Source organism: Streptomyces sp. NPDC046465 (assembly GCF_040646035.1).
GTDB lineage: Bacteria > Actinomycetota > Actinomycetes > Streptomycetales > Streptomycetaceae > Streptomyces.
In genome coordinates this window covers 21,733-39,540 of sequence record NZ_JBEYZK010000007.1, presented here as the reverse complement: position 1 = coordinate 39,540, position 17,808 = coordinate 21,733, and the positions used below count along the sequence as shown (strand labels likewise).

Genomic DNA, 17,808 nt, shown 5'->3' with positions numbered 1-17,808 from the left:
CCGCCGTCGGGCTGACAGGACTTGGGAGTCGGGTGGGGGGCTGCCCGCCAGGGCTATTTCGTCGGCTTCTTGCCGGTTACGCCCAGATGCACGAGGAGTGCGAGGTTCGGCTTCAGTTCCGCCTGCTTCACGCCCCACGTCTGGAATCCGCGCTGGTGGGAGGCGACGGCGGCAAGCATCGCGACCAGGGAGCCCGCCATGGCCGCCGGGTTGACGTCCTTGTTGACCTTGCCCTTGGTCTGCAGTTCCTTGACGGTGTCCGTAAGGGAGTTGTTGACCGAGTTGAGGATCTTCATCCTGATTTTGTAGAAGCGCTTGTCGCCTTCGGCGGCGCCGAGGTCGACGACCCGGAGGATCGCGTCGTTCTTGCGCCAGAAGTCGAGGAAGCCGTCGACAAGGTCCTGTGAGGTCTGCCAGCCGGCCTTGCCGACCCACGATCGCCCGTCGAGCAACTGGGTCAACTCGGCACCCGCCGCGGCCATTTGCTCAGCGATCTCCAGGACGGCGCCTTCGACGTCCGGAAAGTACTGGTAGAAGGTCGCGGGTGAAGTCCCTGCCTTCCGGGCGACGTCGATGACTTTGACGTCCCGGTAGGGCGACGAGCTGAGCATCTCGCTGAGGCAGTCGAGCAGCTTCTGTCGCGTTGCCTGACCGCGCCGACCGGCCACTCGGCCGTCGACGGTACGTACCTGTCCTGTCATGCCGTCAGCTTACCGAGGGGTGATCGGAGCGCGATTCGGCCGAGTGCAAATGGGGTTGGGGCGGGTGAGTGCGGCGGTGGGCTCACCCCGGTGCACCCCACGAGAATGGGCCATACGTTCGAATGTATGCGCTGCGGAGGCCGGAGCGGGCCATTAGCTTGACTGGCATGGACTACGCAGAGCGGGAGCGGGCACCGGAGCCGGAGCGGGACACGGGGGGCGGGTACCCCGAGGGCGGGTACCCCGAGGGCGGGTACGCGGAGGGCGTGCCCTGCTGGGTCGACGCGATGCTCCCCGACGTCGCGGGCGGCAAGCGGTTCTACGGTGAGCTCTTCGGGTGGACCTTCGACGCGGGCGCGGGGCCCGAGTACGGGGCCTACGTCCAGGCGTACAGCGACGGCCTGCCCGTCGCCGCCCTCGCGCCCAAGGCCGACGGCCGCATGCCCACCGTATGGACGGTGTACCTGGCCACGCCCGACGTGGCCGCCCTTGCCGGGCGCATCAAGGCCGCGGGCGGCTCGATGATCACGGAGGCCAGGCCGGTCGGGCCGTTCGGGACGATGGGCCTGGCCGCCGACCCCGAAGGCGCCGTCTTCGGGCTCTGGCAGGGCGACACGCACCAGGGCTTCGGCAGGTTGCAGCGGCCGGGATCGTACTGCTGGACCGAGGTGTACTCGCGGGACAAGCACCTGGTCGACCCCTTCTACGAGGGCGTCTTCGGATACGGCGGCGCCGACCTCGACCTCGACGGCGAGGACTTCCGCGTCTGGTCGCCCGCGGGCGCCGAGCCCGGCCCCGACACGGCGATCGGCGGCCGCAGCCTGCTCGTGGAGCCGGGTGGCGGGGCCGGTTCCGGCGCCCTTGACCGGTATGGCCCGGCGCGGATGCCCGCGCACTTCCTCGTCTACTTCGACGTCGCCGACACCGACGCCGCGGCCGCCACGACGACCCGGCTCGGCGGGCGCGTCCAGGCGCCGCCCCGCGACACCCCGTACGGCCGGATCGCGGTCCTCACGGACAATCAAGGGGCGACGTTCGCCGTCCTGCAGGACTGAGAGCCTGTCCTTGCGCGGACGTCCGAGGGCCCGAGCGGGCCGCCCCGCGGCGACCGGCGGTGGGGTTTTGTCCGGAGACACCCCGATCCCGCCCCGGGTTCGCAACGACCGGCTCGGACAGGAAGAATCAGGGTGCGTGCCGCCGTAGCGGCTCGGTGGTGAGACGCTGCACGGGGCTGTCTTCTTCGACGGCCGCGTACGGGGAGGTGGCAAGGCAAGTGGTGGATCAGCTGACGCAGCACGATCCGAGGCGGATCGGCCCGTTCGAGGTCCTCGGGCGACTTGGTGCCGGTGGCATGGGACTGGTCTATCTCGCGCGCTCCGCCTCGGGGCGGCGCGTGGCGATCAAGACGGTGCGGACCGAGCTCGCCGAGGACCAGCTGTTCCGTGTCCGCTTCACGCGCGAGGTCGAGGCCGCCCGCGCCGTGTCCGGCTTCTACACGGCCGCTGTGGTGGACGCCGATCCGCGGGCCGCCGTGCCCTGGCTCGCCACGGCGTACGTTCCCGCGCCCTCCCTCGAAGAAATAGTGAATGAACACGGGCCGCTGCCCACCCAGGCGGTGCGCTGGCTGGCGGCGGGCGTGGCCGAGGCCCTGGAGTCCATCCACGGCGCGGGCCTGGTCCACCGTGACCTCAAGCCGTCCAACGTCCTCGTCGTCGAGGACGGGCCGCGCGTCATCGACTTCGGCATCGCGTCCGGCGTCTCCAACACCCGGCTGACCATGACGAACGTCGCCGTCGGCACCCCCGCCTACATGTCGCCCGAGCAGGCCAAGGACTCCCGCAGCGTGACCGGCGCGAGCGACGTCTTCTCGCTCGGCTCCACCCTCGTCTTCGCGGCCACCGGGCATGCGCCGTTCCACGGCGCCAACCCCGTCGAGACCGTCTTCATGCTGCTCAGGGAGGGCCCCGACCTCGAAGGGCTCCCCGACGAGCTGCGGCCCCTCATCGAGTCGTGCATGCAGATGGAGGCCGTGCTCCGGCCCAGCCCCGCCGACCTCCAGGCGCAGCTCGCACCGCACCTCTTCGCCTCCGAGAGCGCCGATAACGACGACAGCGGTACGGCGTCCGCCTGGCTGCCCGAGCGGGCCGTCGCGCTCATCGAGGCCCGCCGGGGCGGCCGTCCGCCCGCCCGGGTGCCCGCGGCGGCCGGGCGCAGCGGCGGCCGGGGCGCCGCGCCCGCCGCACCCGTCACCGCACCGCCGCCCCCGCAGCAGCCCCCGCCCGCGCCGTCCAGAGCTCCCTTCGCCGTCACGCCCGACGCGGGGCCCGTGCGGCTCGCCGGGGCGAAGGTGCCGATCGGGCCAGGACCGCGCGTGGCCGACGCCCGGGGCCCCGGCGCCCTGCCCGGCGACTCCGGACTCGCCGCCTCCTGGTCCCGGTCCGCCACCCACCGACCCGGCACCCACCGGCCCGGCGGCAACGGCGTCGACCCGGCGCCCGCCGCGGTGCCCGCGCCCGCCCCCGCGCCCGACGCGAGCCCCGCGTCGTGGCGGCCGTGGCGGTTCCGCATGTCCAACGACGTCTGGGGCACCCCCGCCGTCGCGGGGAACCTGGTCTACGTCACCTCCTTCGAGGTGCACGCCCTTGACGTCGGCACCGGCCGCCGCAGCTTCAAGACGCGGGACGTCGCCTGGTCCATGGCGGTCGCGGACGGCCGTATCCACGCCTCCGACGGCCCCACGCTCTACGCCCTCGACGGCGTCGAAGGATCCGACCTCTGGCGCCTGTCGACCGACGCCTGGGTGTACTCCCTCCAGGCCGACCGCGGCACGGTCGTCACCGGCACCCGCGGCGGCGGCGTCCAGGCCTGGGAAGCGGCCAACGGCGAGAAGCTCTGGGAGATCACCGGAGCCCAGACCGACTTCGAGACGTCCGAGGCCGGGCCGCTCGTCGTCGACGGCACGGTGTACGTGTGGAAGGGCGCCCGGCTGCGGGCGCTCGAAGCGCGGACCGGCGACGAACGCTGGTCCTACCCCGTGGGCGACGCGGCCTCCTGCGGCGGCGTACCGGTACGGCTCAGCCAGGCGCAGGACGGCTACGTGTACGTGGCCGCCGGTACCCGCGTCCTCGCCATCGACGTACACAGCGGGCACGTCCGCTGGCACTTCGAGGCACCGGCCGCCTTCCTCTGCCCGCCCGCCTTCGCGCCGGGCCCCGCCGTGACGGGCGGCGGCGTCTACCTCGCCGACTACCTCGGCACGGTGTACGCCCTCGACGCGACGGACGGCCGCGACCGCTGGCGCATCGCCACGGAGTCCCGCTCCTCGATCGAACCGGTCCTCGTCGCGGACGGCCACGTCCATGTCGGCAGCGGCAAGGGCCTCTACACCCTCGACGCGGTCACGGGCACGCCGAAGTGGCGCTTCCAGGCGGGCGGCGAGGTCGTCGGCGCGCCCGTCGTCGCCGACCGGCGCATCCACTTCGGCTCCACGGACCACCTGCTCTACACCCTGAAGGCGGACGACGGCCGCCTCCGCTGGAAGCTGGCCACGGGCGGAGAGATCACCGGGGCCCCGGTGGTGCGGGACGGCGTCGTCTACGCGTGCAGCAAGGACCGCTGCGTGTACGCGCTGGACGCGGAGCGGGGCACGGGGACGTCGCCGCGGGCTTAGGGCCTCATTCCTTACCAAGGACTCCGGGGGTGCCGGGTGCGTGACCCCCGCCACGTCACCTTGTGCGGAAGCCGCCCGTCCGGCGGGTCGTGAACAGGTCCGCCTGGCGGTCCGGCGGCAGGTTTCCCAGCGCGATCAGGTGGGGCGCGTGCGCGAGGGCCTGGGCGCGGGCCGCCTCCTTCGCCGACCAGAGAGCCCGTACGGTGCCCTGCACCGCCTCGGTGGGGTACGAGGCGATGATCGCCGCCGCCCGGACGGCCGCCGTCAACGCGCCGCCCGGCGCCGTCAGTTCGGAGACCAGGCCCGTCTCGTACGCGCGGCGCGCGGAGATCCGCTCGGCCGTGCCCATCAGCGCCATCCTCGCGACCTCGCCGAACGGCATGCGCTGCGCCATGTGGATCGACTCGTACGCGCTGACCATCCCGTACGTGGTGTGCGGGTCGAAGAACGTGGCGTGCTCGTCCGCGACGACGAACTCGGCCTCGCCGACGAGGTAGAAGGCGCCGCCGCACGCCATGCCGTTGACCGCGGCGATCACCGGTTTCCAGAGGTCGTTCGCCTTCGGGCCGATCGCGAGGAGCGGATCGTCGATCGTGTACGGGGAGGTGGGCTGGGGGACCTCCGCGGTGCGGTCGATGCCGGTGCAGAACGCCTTCTCGCCCGCCCCCGTCACCACCACCGCGCGGACGGTGTCGTCGAAGCGGAACTGCCGCCAGGCGGTGGTCAGTGCGGCGGCCGTTTCCAGGTCGATGGCGTTGTGGCGCTCCGGGCGGTCCAGGGTGAGGACCGCCACGCCCGTGTCCTCGTCGACCGTCGTGCGCAGCCCGGCCGCCCCCGGCTGCGGTGTCACGGCCGCTCCAGGATCCAGCGGGGGACGACGACACCGCCGACGTCCGCGAAGACGGCCTGCACCTTCGCGCCGATACGGAGCCGTTCCGGGGGCACGGAGTTCAGGGCGGCGTCGGGGGCGGTGACGAGGTTGCCCACGAGGCGGATGCGGGGGGCGTCGGCCAGCTCGACGACGATCGCGTTGTAGCCGGGCTGTGCGGCGTAGGCGGGCAGGAGGGGTGGGTGCGGGAAGACGTAGGACCAGATGCGGCCGCGGCCGGTCATCCTGCGCCAGTCGCTGTCGAAGGACTGGCAGTGGGGGCAGCAGGGGCGGGGTGGGAAGCGGAGTGCGCCGCAGGGGGTGCAGGCTTGTATGCGGAGTTCGCCTCGGGCGGCGTGGGCCCAGAAGGGGGCGCCGTCGTCGTCGATGGTGGGGGTGAGGAGGGCTTCTTTCGGTGTCGCGTCTGCCATGTGGGTGTCCCTTGCCGGGTGCGGGTCTGTTGGTGGGTGCTTGCGCAGTTCCCCGCGCCCCTTAGGGGGTCCGTTGTCGGGTGCGGGTTCGTCGTGGCTGGTCGCGCAGTTCCCCGCGCCCCTGGGAGCGCAGTTCCTGCGCCCCTTAGGGGGACCTCAGCAGTACTGCCGACGTGGGGACGCCCTCGCCCGCCGTCACCAGGCAGGTCGAGGCGTTCGGGACCTGGGCCGTGCTGGTGCCTCGGAGTTGCTTGACGCCCTCGTTGATGAGGTTGAAGCCGTGGACGTAGGCCTCGCTGAGGCCGCCGCCTCCCGTGTTGATCGGCAGGCGGCCACCGCTCTCCAGGGCGCCGCCCTCCGTGAACGCGCCGCCCTCGCCGCGGCCGCAGAAGCCGTAGCCCTCCAGGGAGAGCGGGATGAGCGGGGTGAACGCGTCGTAGATCTGGGCGACGTCCACGTCCTGCGGGCCGAAGTCCGCCTGTTTCCACAGGTGCCGGGCGGCTGTCCAGGCGGGCCCGGAGAGCGGGTCGTCGTTCCAGTAGTTGACCATGCCGTGGTGCTGGGCGGGCAGGCCCTGGGCGACGGAGTGGACGTAGACCGGCCGATGGCGGCAGTCGCGCGCCCGCTCGGCGGGGACGATCACGCAGGCCAGCGCGCCGTCCGTCTCCAGGCAGTTGTCGAAGAGGCAGAGCGGCTCGCTGATCCAGCGGGACGTCATATACATGTCGCGGGTCAGCGGGCGTTCGTACATCATCGCGGCCGGGTTCTGGTTGGCGCGGTTGCGGCAGGCGAGGGCGACGTTGAAGAGGTGGTCGCGGGTCGTGCCGTACTCGTGCATGTGGCGGCGGGCCAGCATGGCGATCTCGTCGGCGGGGCGGAGCAGGCCGAAGGGGCGCGTCCACTGGGCCGGTGTGGGGAGTTGGACCGCGGTGTTCTTCCAGGGGCGCGGACCGCTGCCGCGCTTGCGGGAGCGCCAGGCGACGCCGACGCCCGCCTGCCCGGTGGCGACGGCGGCGGCGAGGTGGGCGATGGTCGCGCACGAACCGCCGCCGCCGTAGCCGACCTTGCTGAAGAAGGTCACGTCGCCCGCGCCGATGGCCTTGGCGACCTCGACCTCGTCGGTCTCCTCCATCGTGTACGAGGCGAAGGCGTCGACCTCGGACGGGGCGATGCCCGCGTCGTCGAGCGCGGCGACGATGGCGCGGCACGCCAATTCCTTTTCGGTCTGGGGGAGTTGTTTGGCGAACGGGGTCTGGCCGATCCCCACTATCGCTGTAGCGTCCTTGAGTGAAGCCATGGGCAGCGGCACCTCCGGATTGCGGGTCCTGTTGTGGCCCGACGCCATGTCGCAGGCGTGTCCGGCCTGCTGACAGGGCGTCAGGCTACCGCTAATCTGACGGGTAGTCAGCTACACGTCGGGAGGGGCTTGCGATGCGCGGCGACCTGGAGTGGGGCAGCATCCCGGGACTGGTGCGGGCGGCCGCCGAGCGGTACGGGCCGCGTGAGGCGGTCGTCGAGGGCCGCACCCGCGTCTCGTACCGGGAACTGGGCGAGCGCGTGGAGCGGGCCGCTGCCGCCTGCGTGGCGAACGGTGTCGAACCCGGCGACCGCGTCGCCGTCTGGGCGCCGAACACCCTCGACTGGATCGTCTCCGCACTCGGCGCGGTCTCGGCCGGCGCGGTCCTCGTCCCCCTCAACACCCGCTTCAAGGGCGCGGAGGCGGCGTACGTCCTGGCGCGCAGCCGCGCCAAGCTCCTCTTCATCACGGGCACGTTCCTCGGCACCTCCTACGTCGCCTCGCTGCGGCGCGCGGCGGTCGAGGGCCCCGGTGAAGGACCGCTGCCCGGCCTGCCGCACCTGGAGCAGGTGGTCGTGCTCTCCGACGACGCCCCGCAGTCCTTCCGCACCTGGAAGGACTTCCTGGCGAGCGGCGACCCGGTCTCCGGTGAGGCGGTCCGCACCCGGGCGGCATCGGTCGACGGCTCCGCGCCTTCGGACATCATCTTCACGTCCGGCACGACGGGCCGCCCCAAGGGCGCCGTGCTCACCCACGCCCAGACCCTGCGCTGCTATGACGTGTGGAGCGACCTGGCAGGCCTTCGCGAGGGCGACCGCTACCTGATCGTGAACCCGTTCTTCCACACCTTCGGCTACAAGGCGGGCATCATCGCCTGCCTCATGCGGGGCGCGACGATGGTCCCGCAGCCCGTCTTCAACGTCGACACCGTCCTCGCCAACGTCGCCGCGGAACGCATCTCGGTCCTGCCGGGCCCGCCCACCCTGCACCAGTCGATCCTCGACCACCCCTCGCGCGGCCAGCACGACCTGTCCGCGCTGCGGCTCGTGGTGACCGGCGCCGCGGTGGTGCCGCTGCGGTTGGTGGAGCGGCTGCGGGCGGAGCTGCGCATCGCCACCGTCCTGACGGCGTACGGCCTCTCGGAGGCGAGCGGCATCGTCACGATGTGCCGCCGCGGCGACCCGGTCGAGGTCGTCGCGGCGACGTCGGGCCGCGCCATCCCCGACACGGAGGTACGGGTGGTGACGGCCGCCGGGGAGCCGCTCGCGCCGGGCCACCCGGGCGAGATCCTCGTCCGCGGCCACCACGTCATGCAGGGCTACTTCGAGGACCCGGCGGGGACGGAGCAGTGCGTGACGCCCGACGGCTGGCTGCGCACGGGCGACGTGGGCATCCTCGACGCGGCGGGCAACCTCCGCATCACGGACCGGATCAAGGACATGTTCATCGTCGGCGGCTTCAACGCCTACCCCGCCGAGATAGAGCAGCTCCTCGGCGTGCACCCCGATGTGGCGGACGTCGCGGTGATCGGGGTGCCGGACCCGCGGCTCGGCGAGGTGGGCAAGGCGTACGTGGTGCGGCGCCGGGGGTCCGTGGTGACGGCGGACGACCTGATCGCGTGGGCGCGCCGGGAGATGGCGAACTACAAGGTCCCGCGCGCGGTCGAGTTCGTGGCGGAGCTGCCGCGGAACGCGAGCGGGAAGGTGGTCAAGGGGGAGCTGCGGGGGCGGGCCGCCGGACAGCCGCTGATCTGAACGAAAGGCCCTAGTCACCGGCCGCCGTGAGGGCGGCTCGTTCGGCCGCGCTGCACTCCACGCAGAACTCGTTGCCCTCCGGGTCGGCGAGGAGGACCCAGCCCCGCCCGTCGGGGCGCCGCCGGTCGTCGACCTGCGTCGCCCCCAGCGCGGCGAGCCGCTCGACCTCCGCGTCGCGGCTGCGGTCCTGCGGCTGGAGGTCGACGTGCAGCCGGTTCTTGACGGTCTTGCCCTCCGGCACGGTCACGAAGAGCAGCGTGATGCCGTCGGCCCTCACCTGCGCCTCGGGGTCGCCGGGAAAGTCGTCGTCGGCGAGGTCGCCGCCGAGGACCTCGGCCCAGAAGACCCCCTGGCGGTAAGCGTCGTGGGCGTCGAACGTGAGGTGGCGTACGAGAGAAGTCATGGGCGGACTATCGGGGGGACGGGCCGGTCCTGTCCACACATATTCGTCCCGCGTACGGGAGTTCAGTGTCCGGACGGGGGCGTGAGGCAGCCGGTCTCCGGGAAGCGGCCGTTCGCCTGCGCGCTGTAGTTCGTCTTCTGGACGAAGGCGGTGACGCAGGCGTGGTCCCCTACGTAGAGCCCGATCGTCGCGCACTCGGGCGTGACGCTCTCGCCGTTCTCGTAGCGCGGGGACATCCCCTGCACGTCGAGCTCGCCGCCGAGCAGCGTGCCCGCGTCGGTCGTCTCGCGGATCTCGTACCCGAGCTTGCCGGTGAGCGCGGCGCGCACGCTCTCCGGGTCCCACTTGTGCTGCCGCCAGAGCTGCTTGAGGACGGGCTTCATCCGAGCGGCCTCGGTCCGCGCGGCCTTCTCGTCCGCCGCGGACATCTCGCCGGGGCGGCGGTAGGCGTTGTTCTCGCCGTTGTGGGGCGCGCCGTCGACGACTCCGGGTTCTACGTAGGGGGAGGCGCCGGGGGAGGGGGTGGTGGAGGAGGGGGTGGTCGACGGTGTTTCGGCGGGGGTCCCGGGGGCGGGGGCTCCGGGGGCGGTGGCGGCCGGGTGGCGGCCCTCGTCGCCGCAGCCGGTGAGGGAGAGCGCGGCGCCGAGCAGGAGCACGGGGGCGGCGAGGCGTCTTCGGTACGACGTCCGCGCCTTCTGCGTCGGCTGCGTCGTCGTCGATGAGGTGGCCATGCTCATGACTCTGCCACGTCCGTCCGGAGCCTCGGCAACGGCCCGGTGGACCGCTCTGCAACGATTGCGCGATGCGCACCGCACGACCGGCCTCCCGCCCTCATCCCCGCCCCCGCATCCTCTTCGTCACGGACCTCGCCTACCAGGCGAAGGGCCGCCGCTACTGCGACGAGGACATCCACCTCACCGCCCGCCTCCGCGAGGACTTCGACGTGGCCCTCTGTCACCCGCTGGACGCGGCGCCCCTGATGGAGAGCGGCGCGTTCGACACGGTGATGGTGCGCAACAGCGGCCCGGTCCTCAACTACCAGGCGTCGTGGGACGACTTCAGGGAGCGGGCGACGCGCGGTGGCTTCCGCACCTACAACCAGCTGACCGGCAAGGCCGACATGGTCGGCAAGCAGTACCTGCTCGACCTCACGGCGGCCGGCTACCCGGTGATCCCCACGGTCGACGACCCCCGGGAGGTGGACCGTCTCCCGGCGACGGACACGTACGTGGTCAAGCCGAAGGCGGGCGCGGACTCGATAGGCCTGGAGTTCGTGGCGAGGGACGGTCTCGCGGCGCTCGCGGACGCGTCCGGGGAGTCCGGCGCGTCCGGCGCGTCCGGGGAGTCCGGCGACTCCGGGATCCTGATCCAGCCGTGCATCGACTTCACGTACGAGGTGTCGTTCTACTTCGTCGACCGCGCCTTCCAGTACGCACTGCACGCCCCCGACCCCACCCGCCGCTGGCACCTTCAGGGCTACGCCCCCACCTCCGCCGACCTGGCCTTCGCCCAGCGCTTCGTCGACTGGAACGCGATCGACCACGGGATCCAGCGCGTCGACGCGTGCCGCGCCCCGTCCGGCGAACTCCTCCTCGTCGAGCTGGAGGACCTGAACCCGTACCTGTCCCTCGACCTCCTCGACGAGGAGACGCGGGACGCGTTCGTCGCCGCGGTGAAGCGTTCCCTGTCGGCCCACTTGTCGGACGATTGGCGCAGCGCTGTTGGTGCAGCGTCCGGTCTTCCGCCCCGCCCCGGCCGGGCTTAGCCTCGCAAGGGAGAAGAGCCTGCGCCGGTTCCGCAGGGCTGCGGCCTCGGCTTTTCTCCTCGCGGTCCCCGGACCCAGGACGCGCCGGATTTCCCGTTCCCTCCGACAAGGGAGTGGTGCAGAGACGGGGGCCCTTCCGGGTGGCACGCCCCCTCGAACCCTCACATACCTGGTCCGCAGCGTCGGGCCGTGGACGGCCGGAGCTGTGCCACCGACATGAACAGCTCCGGCCTGTGCCCTTCCGGCCTGTTCCGACCGGGGCGCTCCCGCACGCCCCGGCGCCGCAAGGGCACGTCGGCGCCGACTCGTGGAGGGGAGCCATGACGTCGGCGCGCTGGGACGGCCGCCGCCGCTACCGGCGCCCATGCCTCGGCGGCGGCCGTCGGCCACGTACTGGTGCTTTCGGTTGTTCTCCATTGAACGACGGGCGTGGCGTCACGGGAAGGCTTGTGCATGGGCCGGTTGGCCTGGCGCAGCGGAACGGGGCCGAGCGGTGTGCTCGGCCCCGTCGGGGTGGTGCGGGTGTCTGCCCCTGGATCCCTGGATCAGTCCTGCGGGGGAGCCGGTATGTGGCCGTCGCCCAGCGGTCCGGTGGGCACGTGGCTGTCCTGCGTGGTCACCACCGTGCTGTCCGCCGGCGGGGCCGGCGAGTGGCTGTCGGCGAGCGCCGGAGACGCGGCGGCGCCCGCGGCTGCCGCCGCGACGGCGAACGTGACGAGGATTCTCTTGGTGCGTGTCATTCCAGCTCCTGTGATGAGTCGGACATCCAGCGCCAAGTGACCCTAGCGACGGATCGGCTGAACGTTCGATTCCGCTGAGCGATAGGGCGTGGCGCCTCTTTTGCAGTCTGCCCAGATATGCGTCGGCCGCGACGGCTTCCCCTCCGCGCCGCCGCGGCCGACCGATCCCCCGTCGCAATAAGGCCTGAGTCAGTCCTTGGGCGGGGCAGGGACGTGGCCCTCACCCATGGTGGTGAAGCCGTCCTTGGGCGGAGCGGGAACGTGGCCCTCGCCCTGGGTGGTGATGCCGTCCTTGGGCGGGGCGGGAACGTGGCCCTCGTCCTGAGTGGTGGGGTTCTTGGGGTCACTCATAGTGGCAACTCCTCTGAATAGAAGGGGCTCTGGGACCGAACCGCCCGCTCAGCAACTCCCCCGAGGGTCGCCGAGCGGGCGGGTCTGGGCCGATCACCATATCTGTGTGGCCCGGGCGACCCGTCTGCCCCCCGACGCGACGGGTCGATGACATGAGGATGGCACCGCGTCATAAACGTTCGATGAACGTACCGGCGTCAGGCCGCAGCGACCGGACGTAGGAGCGTGCGCACCCCGTCAGCCTCGGAGGCCCCTGCCTCCTCGTAGAGCGCCAGGGCCTCCCGCCAGCAGGCCTGGGCCCGGTCCAGCTGACCGAGCGTGTTGAGGGACTCGCCGAGGAGCGTCAGGACGTTGGCGCGCATCCAGTCGCCGCCCACGCAGCCGGTGGCGAGCGCCTGCTCAGCGTACTGCGCCGCCTGGGCCGGGCGGCGGTCGGAGTAGTGGACCTGGGCGACCCGGAAGTGGGCGGTGCCCTCCCACAGCCGCTGACGGTTCTCCTTGAAGATCTGCAAGGCGTGCGTGAGTTCGGCGAGGGCCTCGCTCCGCTGGCCCGCGTGGTTGAGCGCCAGGCCGAGGGCGTACTTCGCGTTGGCGAGGCGGAAGGTGAGCCCGAGGTCGTCGTAGATGGCCATGCCCTGCCGCGCCAGGTCGATCGACCTCGCCGTGCTCCCCATGGCGAGGAGGGCCCGGGAGAGGTTGCAGAAGGCGCTCGCCTCGCTGTGCCGGTTGCCGTCGAGCCGGAAGACGTCGATGGCCTTGAGGAAGAAGGCCTCGCTCGCCGCGTACTTGTTCAGGCAGTAGGCGACGATTCCCTGCTCGTTGGCGGCGTTGCCGCTGGTCCAGGGGTCACCGGCCCGCAGGGCGAGCTTCGCGGCGCTTTCGAGCTCCGTCGCCGCCGCCTCGAAGTGGCCGACCTTGCTGAGGACTTGGGCGAGGCTGACGCGCGCCCGCCCTTCGGCCTGGGTGTCCGCGGCGGTGGCCGCGGCATCGGCCGCCGCCCGCGTCGCCCGCTCGTACCGGAGCGAGCTGGCGCCCGACTCGGCGAGATCCTTGGCCGCCAGGAGGAGGTCCACGGCCCGGCGCAGCGTCCCGGCGCCCAGCGACTGCTGGACGCACGCCAGGATGCAGTCGGCCTCCGCGTGCAGCCAGTCCAGCGCCTTCGTGTCGTCGCTGAAGCACTGCCCACCGTGGCGCGTCACTTCGAAGTGCTCCACCGTCCGGTCCCCGGGCCGCTCGATCGCATAGACCCGCGCCGCCGACGCCAGATAGAAGTCCAGGAGCCGCGACATCGCCGCGTCCCGCTCGCTCGGCGGCTGTTCGTCGCGTTCGGCGCACGAACGCGCGTAGAGGCGTACGAGGTCGTGGTAGCGGTAGCGGCCCGGTGCCGCCGACTCCACGAGGGACGTGTCGACCAGGGATTCCAGGACGTCTTCCGTCTCGTCCAGGGGGAGGTCGAGGACGGCCGAGGCCGCCGCGAGGGAGAGGTCGGGGCCGTCCGCGAGGCCGAGGAGGCGGAACGCGCGGGCCTGGGCCGGCTCCAGCTGGCCGTAGCCCAGTTCGAACGTCGCCTTGACCGCGAGGTCGCCCGCCTGGAGCTCGTCCAGGCGGCGCCGCTCGTCGGCCAGCTTCGCGGCGAGCGTCGAGACCGTCCAGGTGCGGCGCGCCGCCAGGCGGGACGCCGCGATCCGGATGGCGAGCGGCAGGAAGCCGCACGCCGCCACCACGTCGAGGGCCGCCTCGCGCTCCGAGGTGACGCGCTCCTCGCCGACGATGCGGGTGAAGAGCAGGAGCGCCTCCTCGGGGGACATCACGTCGAGGTCCACCAGGTGCGCGCCCGCGAGGTCGACCATGCGCACCCGGCTCGTGACCAGGGCCGCGCAGCCCTCCATGCCGGGGAGCAGCGGTCTGACCTGGGCCGCGTCGCGGGCGTTGTCCAGGAGGACGAGGATCCGGCGGCCGTCGAGGACCGAGCGGTACAGGGCCGCGCGCTCCTCCAGGGAGTCCGGGATCGCCGAGTCGGCCGTGCCGAGGGCGCGCAGGAAGGCGCCGAGGACAGTCTCGGGCTCCGCCGCCCGCGCGCCCGCGCCCTGGAGGTCCACGTACAGCTGGCCGTCGGGGAAGTGGGTCCGGGCCGCGTGGGCGACGTGGACGGCGAGGGTCGTCTTGCCCACGCCGCCGATGCCCGCGAGCGCCGAGACCGCCATCACCCGGCCCTCGGCGGCGGACAGGATGTCGCTCAGCTCGTCGACGAAGGAGCCGCGGCCCGTGAAGTCGGGCACGGTGGCGGGGAGTTGGGCCGGGCGCACCACCGTCGCCGTCGGTTCCTGGGCGGCGGCGGAGGGCTCCGTGAGGCCGGGGTCGGCTTGCAGGATGCGCTGCTGGAGCTCCTTCAGGCCCGGCCGCGGGTCCACGCCGAGCTCGTCCGCGAGCAGGCGCCGCGTGTCCGCGTACACGGCCAGGGCCTCCGCCTGGCGGCCGCTGCGGTACAGGGCGAGCATCAGCAGTTCGCGCAGCCGCTCCCGCAGCGGGTGTGCCGCGGTCAGGGCCGTCAGCTCCGACACCGCCTCCGCGTGGCAGCCCTGTTCGAGGTCCATGTCCAGGCGCGTCTCCAGGAGCTGGAGGCGCCATTCGTCGAGGCGGGTGCGCTGGGTGTCGGCGTAGGGGCCGGGGACGTTGGCGAGGGGCTCGCCGTCCCAGAGGTCGAGGGCCTGGTTGACCAGCGTGCGCGCCTGGCACAGGTCGCCGGTGCTGCGTGCCTTCTCGGCGGCCGCCCAGAGGTTTTCCGCCGCGGCCAGGTCAAGGGCGCCGTCCACCGCCTGGATCGCATAGCCGCCGGACTCGCTGACGAGGACGCCCGGAGGCAGCACCTTGCGGAGCCGGGACGCGTACGTACGTACCGCTGCCAGTGCCTGCGAGGGCGGCTCCTCGCCCCAGAGGGCGTCGATCAGCTCCGCGGCCGTGGCCGTGCGGCCGTCCCTCAGCAGGAGGGCGGCGAGCAGCGCCCGCTGCTGCGGGGAGCCGGTGTTGAGCTGTTGCGTGCCGTGCCACGCGCGCACCGGTCCGAGCACGCTGAAGCGCGACGCCGGGACCTCGGGGGGATGCCCCTCGGTCCGCTCCTCGGGGGTGTCCCCCGAGGCCGGACGCCGCTGCTCCGGTACTCGCGGTACATCGACCATCGCTCCCCCTGCCGCCCTGCCGTTCCCGATCCTGCCGGTCGCGGGTCTGCCCGCCCGCGTGGTGCTCCGTACATGCCGCTCGGTTCTTGCTCCCCGCCAGTTTGCCTTGTTCATGGCGGATGCGTCAGCCGTGCGAGACGGCTCTCACAGGGTCCTCGCACGACATTCCGCGCCGCTTTCCCGCCACGGGAGGCGGGCGGGTGGCCGAGGGGCGTCCGCCGGGTGGCGCCTGGGCCGCGCCAGGTGTCCGCGTACGAGTAGCCGACGAGTAGCCGACGAGGAGCTGACGGGTCGTCAGATCAACGCTACCGTGGGCCATATGGAGACCATGGAGACCCCGGAGAGCTTCCCGAAGATCATCTCGGTGGACGACCACACGGTCGAGCCCCCCCATGTCTGGCAGGACCGGCTCCCGTCCAAGTACCAGGACCGCGGCCCCAGGATCGTCCGCGCACCCCTCAAGGAAATGTCCTTCCTGGGCGGTAAGTTCGCCCCGGTGATGGGCGCGAAGGGGGACGAAGGCCCCATAGGCGACTGGTGGATCTACGAAGACCTGCACCGGCCGCTCACCCGCCTCGACACCGCCGTCGGGTACGACAGGGACGAGATCAAACTGGAGGTCATCACCTACGAGCAGATGCGGCCGGGCTCCTTCAGCGTCCCCGACCGCCTCGCCGACATGGACGTCAACCACGTCCAGTCCGCCCTCTGCTTCCCCACCTTCCCGCGCTTCTGCGGGCAGACCTTCACCGAGGCCGGGGACCGGGAGCTCGGGCTCCTCGGCGTCCGGGCGTACAACGACTGGATGGTGGAGGAATGGTGCGGACCCGAGGCCCGCGGCCGCCTCATACCCCTCACCCTCATCCCCCTCTGGGACGCCGGACTCGCCGCCGCGGAGGTACGCCGCAACGCCGCCCGCGGGGTACGCGCCGTCGCCTTCTCCGAGATCCCGCCCCACCTGGGCCTGCCGTCCATCCACACCGACGAGTGGGACCCCTTCCTGCGCGCCTGCGACGAGACCGGCACGGTCATCGCCATGCACATCGGGTCGAGCAGCAGGATGCCGAGCACGTCGGCGGACGCGCCACCCGCCGTGGGGTCCACGATCACCTTCGCCAACTGCTGCTTCTCGATGGTGGACTGGCTGATGAGCGGCAAGTTCGAACGCTTCCCGAACCTGCGGATCATGTACGCCGAGGGGCAGATCGGGTGGATCCCCTACATCCTCGAACGCGCGGACGTCGTGTGGGAGGAGAACCGGGGCTGGGGCGGCGTCGCCGACAAGGTCATGCGACCGCCGTCCGAGCTCTTCACCGAGCACGTCTACGGCTGCTTCTTCGACGACGCGTTCGGCCTGAAGAACCTCGACTCCATCGGGGTCGGGAACGTGCTCTACGAGACGGACTATCCGCACTCCGACTCCACGTGGCCGAAGTCCCGGCAGGTCGGGGAGGAGCAGATGGGGCACTTGGACGCGGACGTGGTGGACCGGATCGTGCGCCGCAATGCGATTGACCTGCTCGGTCTGACGGGGGAGGGGTTGTGGCCCGGCCCGTAAGGGCGGGAGCAGCTGGAACATCGCGAGCAGCCCGAACGGGGCCGCACACCAAGACCGCACACCACAACCGCACACCAAGACCGCACACCACAACCGCACATCAAGACCGCGCACCGTCAACAGTGGGGACACCCATGCTCGTTCACGGAATGCAGCTGCCCATTCAGTCGCAGAGTTCTCTCTACGTCGAGACGTGGGAGGCCGACGCCACCCCCGAAGACCTCGCCGAGATCGCCCGCACCGCCGACCGCGAGGGCTTCGCCTACATCGCGAGCTGCGACCACGTCGCCATCCCGCGCCGCCTCGCCGACGCGATGAGCACCGTCTGGTACGACCCCGTGGCCACGCTCTCCTTCCTCGCGGGCGTCACCGAGAACGTCCGCCTGATGAGTCACGTCGCCATCGTCGGCCTGCGCCACCCGCTCCTCTCCGCCAAGCAGTACGCGACCCTCGACCGGCTGAGCGGCGGCCGCCTGATCCTCGGGGTCGGGGCCGGACACGTACCGGAGGAGTTCGAGGTGCTCGGCGTCGACTTCGAGCGGCGCGGCCCCCTCCTGGACGAGACCGTCGACGCGCTGAAGGCGGCCCTCGGCCCCGACGAGTACCCCGAACACCACGGCAGGCGCTACGACTTCAGCGGGCTCGGGCAGCAGCCGCGCCCCGCCCAGGACCGCGTGCCCATCTGGGTCGGCGGCTCGTCGCCCGCCGCCGTGCGCCGCGCCGCGACCCGGGCCGACGGCTGGCTGCCGCAGGGCGATCCGAGGGACAAGCTGCCCGCGCAGATCGCGCTCCTCAAGCGGCTGCGGGAGGAGGCGGGGAACGAGGAGCCGATCACGGTCGGGGCGATCACCGAGGCCCTCTACGTGGGTGACCCCGGCCGGCCCGTGGGCCGCCGCACGCTCACCGGCAAGCCCGACGCGATCGCCGAGTCCTTGCGGGAGTACGCGGCGATGGGCGTCGACCAGATCCAGGTGCGGTTCCGCAGCCGGGCCCGTACCGAACTCACCGACCAGATGGCCGCGTTCGCCGCCGACGTGGCCCCGCACCTCAACGACTAGCACTGACCACTGACCAGCACGGATCAGTAGCGACCA

The 17,808-nt window shown here is 72.1% G+C and carries 15 protein-coding genes; 6 read left to right on the top strand and 9 right to left on the bottom strand.

Annotated elements, in window-relative coordinates:
• Positions 1-53: 53 nt before the first annotated feature.
• The gene (locus tag ABZ953_RS12530; RefSeq protein WP_361721110.1) at positions 54-701 is read right to left on the bottom strand and encodes a TetR family transcriptional regulator; all 648 of its coding nucleotides are present in this window, start codon (positions 699-701) and stop codon (positions 54-56) included.
• 287 nt (positions 702-988) lie between these two features.
• Between ABZ953_RS12530 and ABZ953_RS12525 the strand changes: the two genes are divergently transcribed.
• Positions 989-1,756 carry a VOC family protein gene (locus ABZ953_RS12525; RefSeq protein ID WP_361721876.1) on the top strand — a complete coding sequence of 256 codons (768 nt, stop codon included), beginning with the start codon at positions 989-991 and terminating at the stop codon, positions 1,754-1,756.
• A 218-nt stretch (positions 1,757-1,974) separates the two neighbouring features.
• Complete coding sequence (locus ABZ953_RS12520; RefSeq protein WP_361721107.1) at positions 1,975-4,371, top strand: serine/threonine-protein kinase; 2,397 nt, start codon at positions 1,975-1,977, stop codon at positions 4,369-4,371.
• Between the two features lie 55 nt (positions 4,372-4,426).
• Here the strand turns inward: ABZ953_RS12520 and ABZ953_RS12515 are convergent, their stop codons facing one another.
• From ABZ953_RS12515 to ABZ953_RS12505, 3 genes are all read right to left on the bottom strand, one after another.
• Positions 4,427-5,221 carry an enoyl-CoA hydratase/isomerase family protein gene (locus ABZ953_RS12515; RefSeq protein WP_361721104.1) on the bottom strand — a complete coding sequence of 265 codons (795 nt, stop codon included), beginning with the start codon at positions 5,219-5,221 and terminating at the stop codon, positions 4,427-4,429.
• A complete protein-coding gene (locus ABZ953_RS12510) occupies positions 5,218-5,670 on the bottom strand; it encodes an OB-fold domain-containing protein (protein WP_361721101.1) in 453 nt (150 codons plus the stop codon). The genes ABZ953_RS12515 and ABZ953_RS12510 overlap by 4 nt, the downstream gene beginning before the upstream one ends.
• A gap of 145 nt (positions 5,671-5,815) precedes the next feature.
• Positions 5,816-6,967: a lipid-transfer protein gene (locus ABZ953_RS12505; protein WP_361721098.1), complete on the bottom strand. Its 1,152-nt coding sequence runs from the start codon at positions 6,965-6,967 to the stop codon at positions 5,816-5,818.
• 134 nt (positions 6,968-7,101) lie between these two features.
• Here ABZ953_RS12505 and ABZ953_RS12500 point away from each other — a divergent pair, with 134 nt between their 5' ends.
• Positions 7,102-8,721: a FadD3 family acyl-CoA ligase gene (locus ABZ953_RS12500; protein WP_361721095.1), complete on the top strand. Its 1,620-nt coding sequence runs from the start codon at positions 7,102-7,104 to the stop codon at positions 8,719-8,721.
• Positions 8,722-8,731: 10 nt separating this feature from the next.
• Here the strand turns inward: ABZ953_RS12500 and ABZ953_RS12495 are convergent, their stop codons facing one another.
• Together ABZ953_RS12495 and ABZ953_RS12490 are read right to left on the bottom strand one after the other, a co-directional pair.
• Positions 8,732-9,124 (bottom strand): VOC family protein, encoded by a 393-nt coding sequence (locus ABZ953_RS12495; RefSeq protein WP_361721093.1) that lies wholly within the window; start codon positions 9,122-9,124, stop codon positions 8,732-8,734.
• A 62-nt stretch (positions 9,125-9,186) separates the two neighbouring features.
• Complete coding sequence (locus ABZ953_RS12490; RefSeq protein ID WP_361721090.1) at positions 9,187-9,855, bottom strand: hypothetical protein; 669 nt, start codon at positions 9,853-9,855, stop codon at positions 9,187-9,189.
• A 71-nt stretch (positions 9,856-9,926) separates the two neighbouring features.
• Between ABZ953_RS12490 and ABZ953_RS12485 the strand changes: the two genes are divergently transcribed.
• Positions 9,927-10,889, top strand: coding sequence for a hypothetical protein (locus tag ABZ953_RS12485; protein WP_361721087.1), 963 nt, complete (start codon positions 9,927-9,929; stop codon positions 10,887-10,889).
• A 545-nt stretch (positions 10,890-11,434) separates the two neighbouring features.
• Here ABZ953_RS12485 and ABZ953_RS12480 read toward each other — a convergent pair.
• The 3 genes from ABZ953_RS12480 to ABZ953_RS12470 form a co-directional block, all read right to left on the bottom strand.
• Positions 11,435-11,629, bottom strand: coding sequence for a hypothetical protein (locus tag ABZ953_RS12480; protein ID WP_361721084.1), 195 nt, complete (start codon positions 11,627-11,629; stop codon positions 11,435-11,437).
• A 189-nt stretch (positions 11,630-11,818) separates the two neighbouring features.
• Positions 11,819-11,980, bottom strand: a complete 162-nt coding sequence (locus ABZ953_RS12475) for a sigma-like protein (RefSeq protein ID WP_361721081.1) — start codon at positions 11,978-11,980, stop codon at positions 11,819-11,821.
• Positions 11,981-12,177: 197 nt separating this feature from the next.
• Complete coding sequence (locus ABZ953_RS12470) at positions 12,178-15,156, bottom strand: BTAD domain-containing putative transcriptional regulator (protein ID WP_361721078.1); 2,979 nt, start codon at positions 15,154-15,156, stop codon at positions 12,178-12,180.
• A 328-nt stretch (positions 15,157-15,484) separates the two neighbouring features.
• Here ABZ953_RS12470 and ABZ953_RS12465 point away from each other — a divergent pair, with 328 nt between their 5' ends.
• Together ABZ953_RS12465 and ABZ953_RS12460 are read left to right on the top strand one after the other, a co-directional pair.
• Positions 15,485-16,714 carry an amidohydrolase family protein gene (locus ABZ953_RS12465; RefSeq protein ID WP_361721873.1) on the top strand — a complete coding sequence of 410 codons (1,230 nt, stop codon included), beginning with the start codon at positions 15,485-15,487 and terminating at the stop codon, positions 16,712-16,714.
• 134 nt (positions 16,715-16,848) lie between these two features.
• Entirely contained in the window at positions 16,849-17,772 is a 924-nt protein-coding gene (locus ABZ953_RS12460) for a TIGR03619 family F420-dependent LLM class oxidoreductase (RefSeq protein ID WP_361721075.1), read from the top strand.
• Positions 17,773-17,808 lie beyond the last annotated feature (36 nt).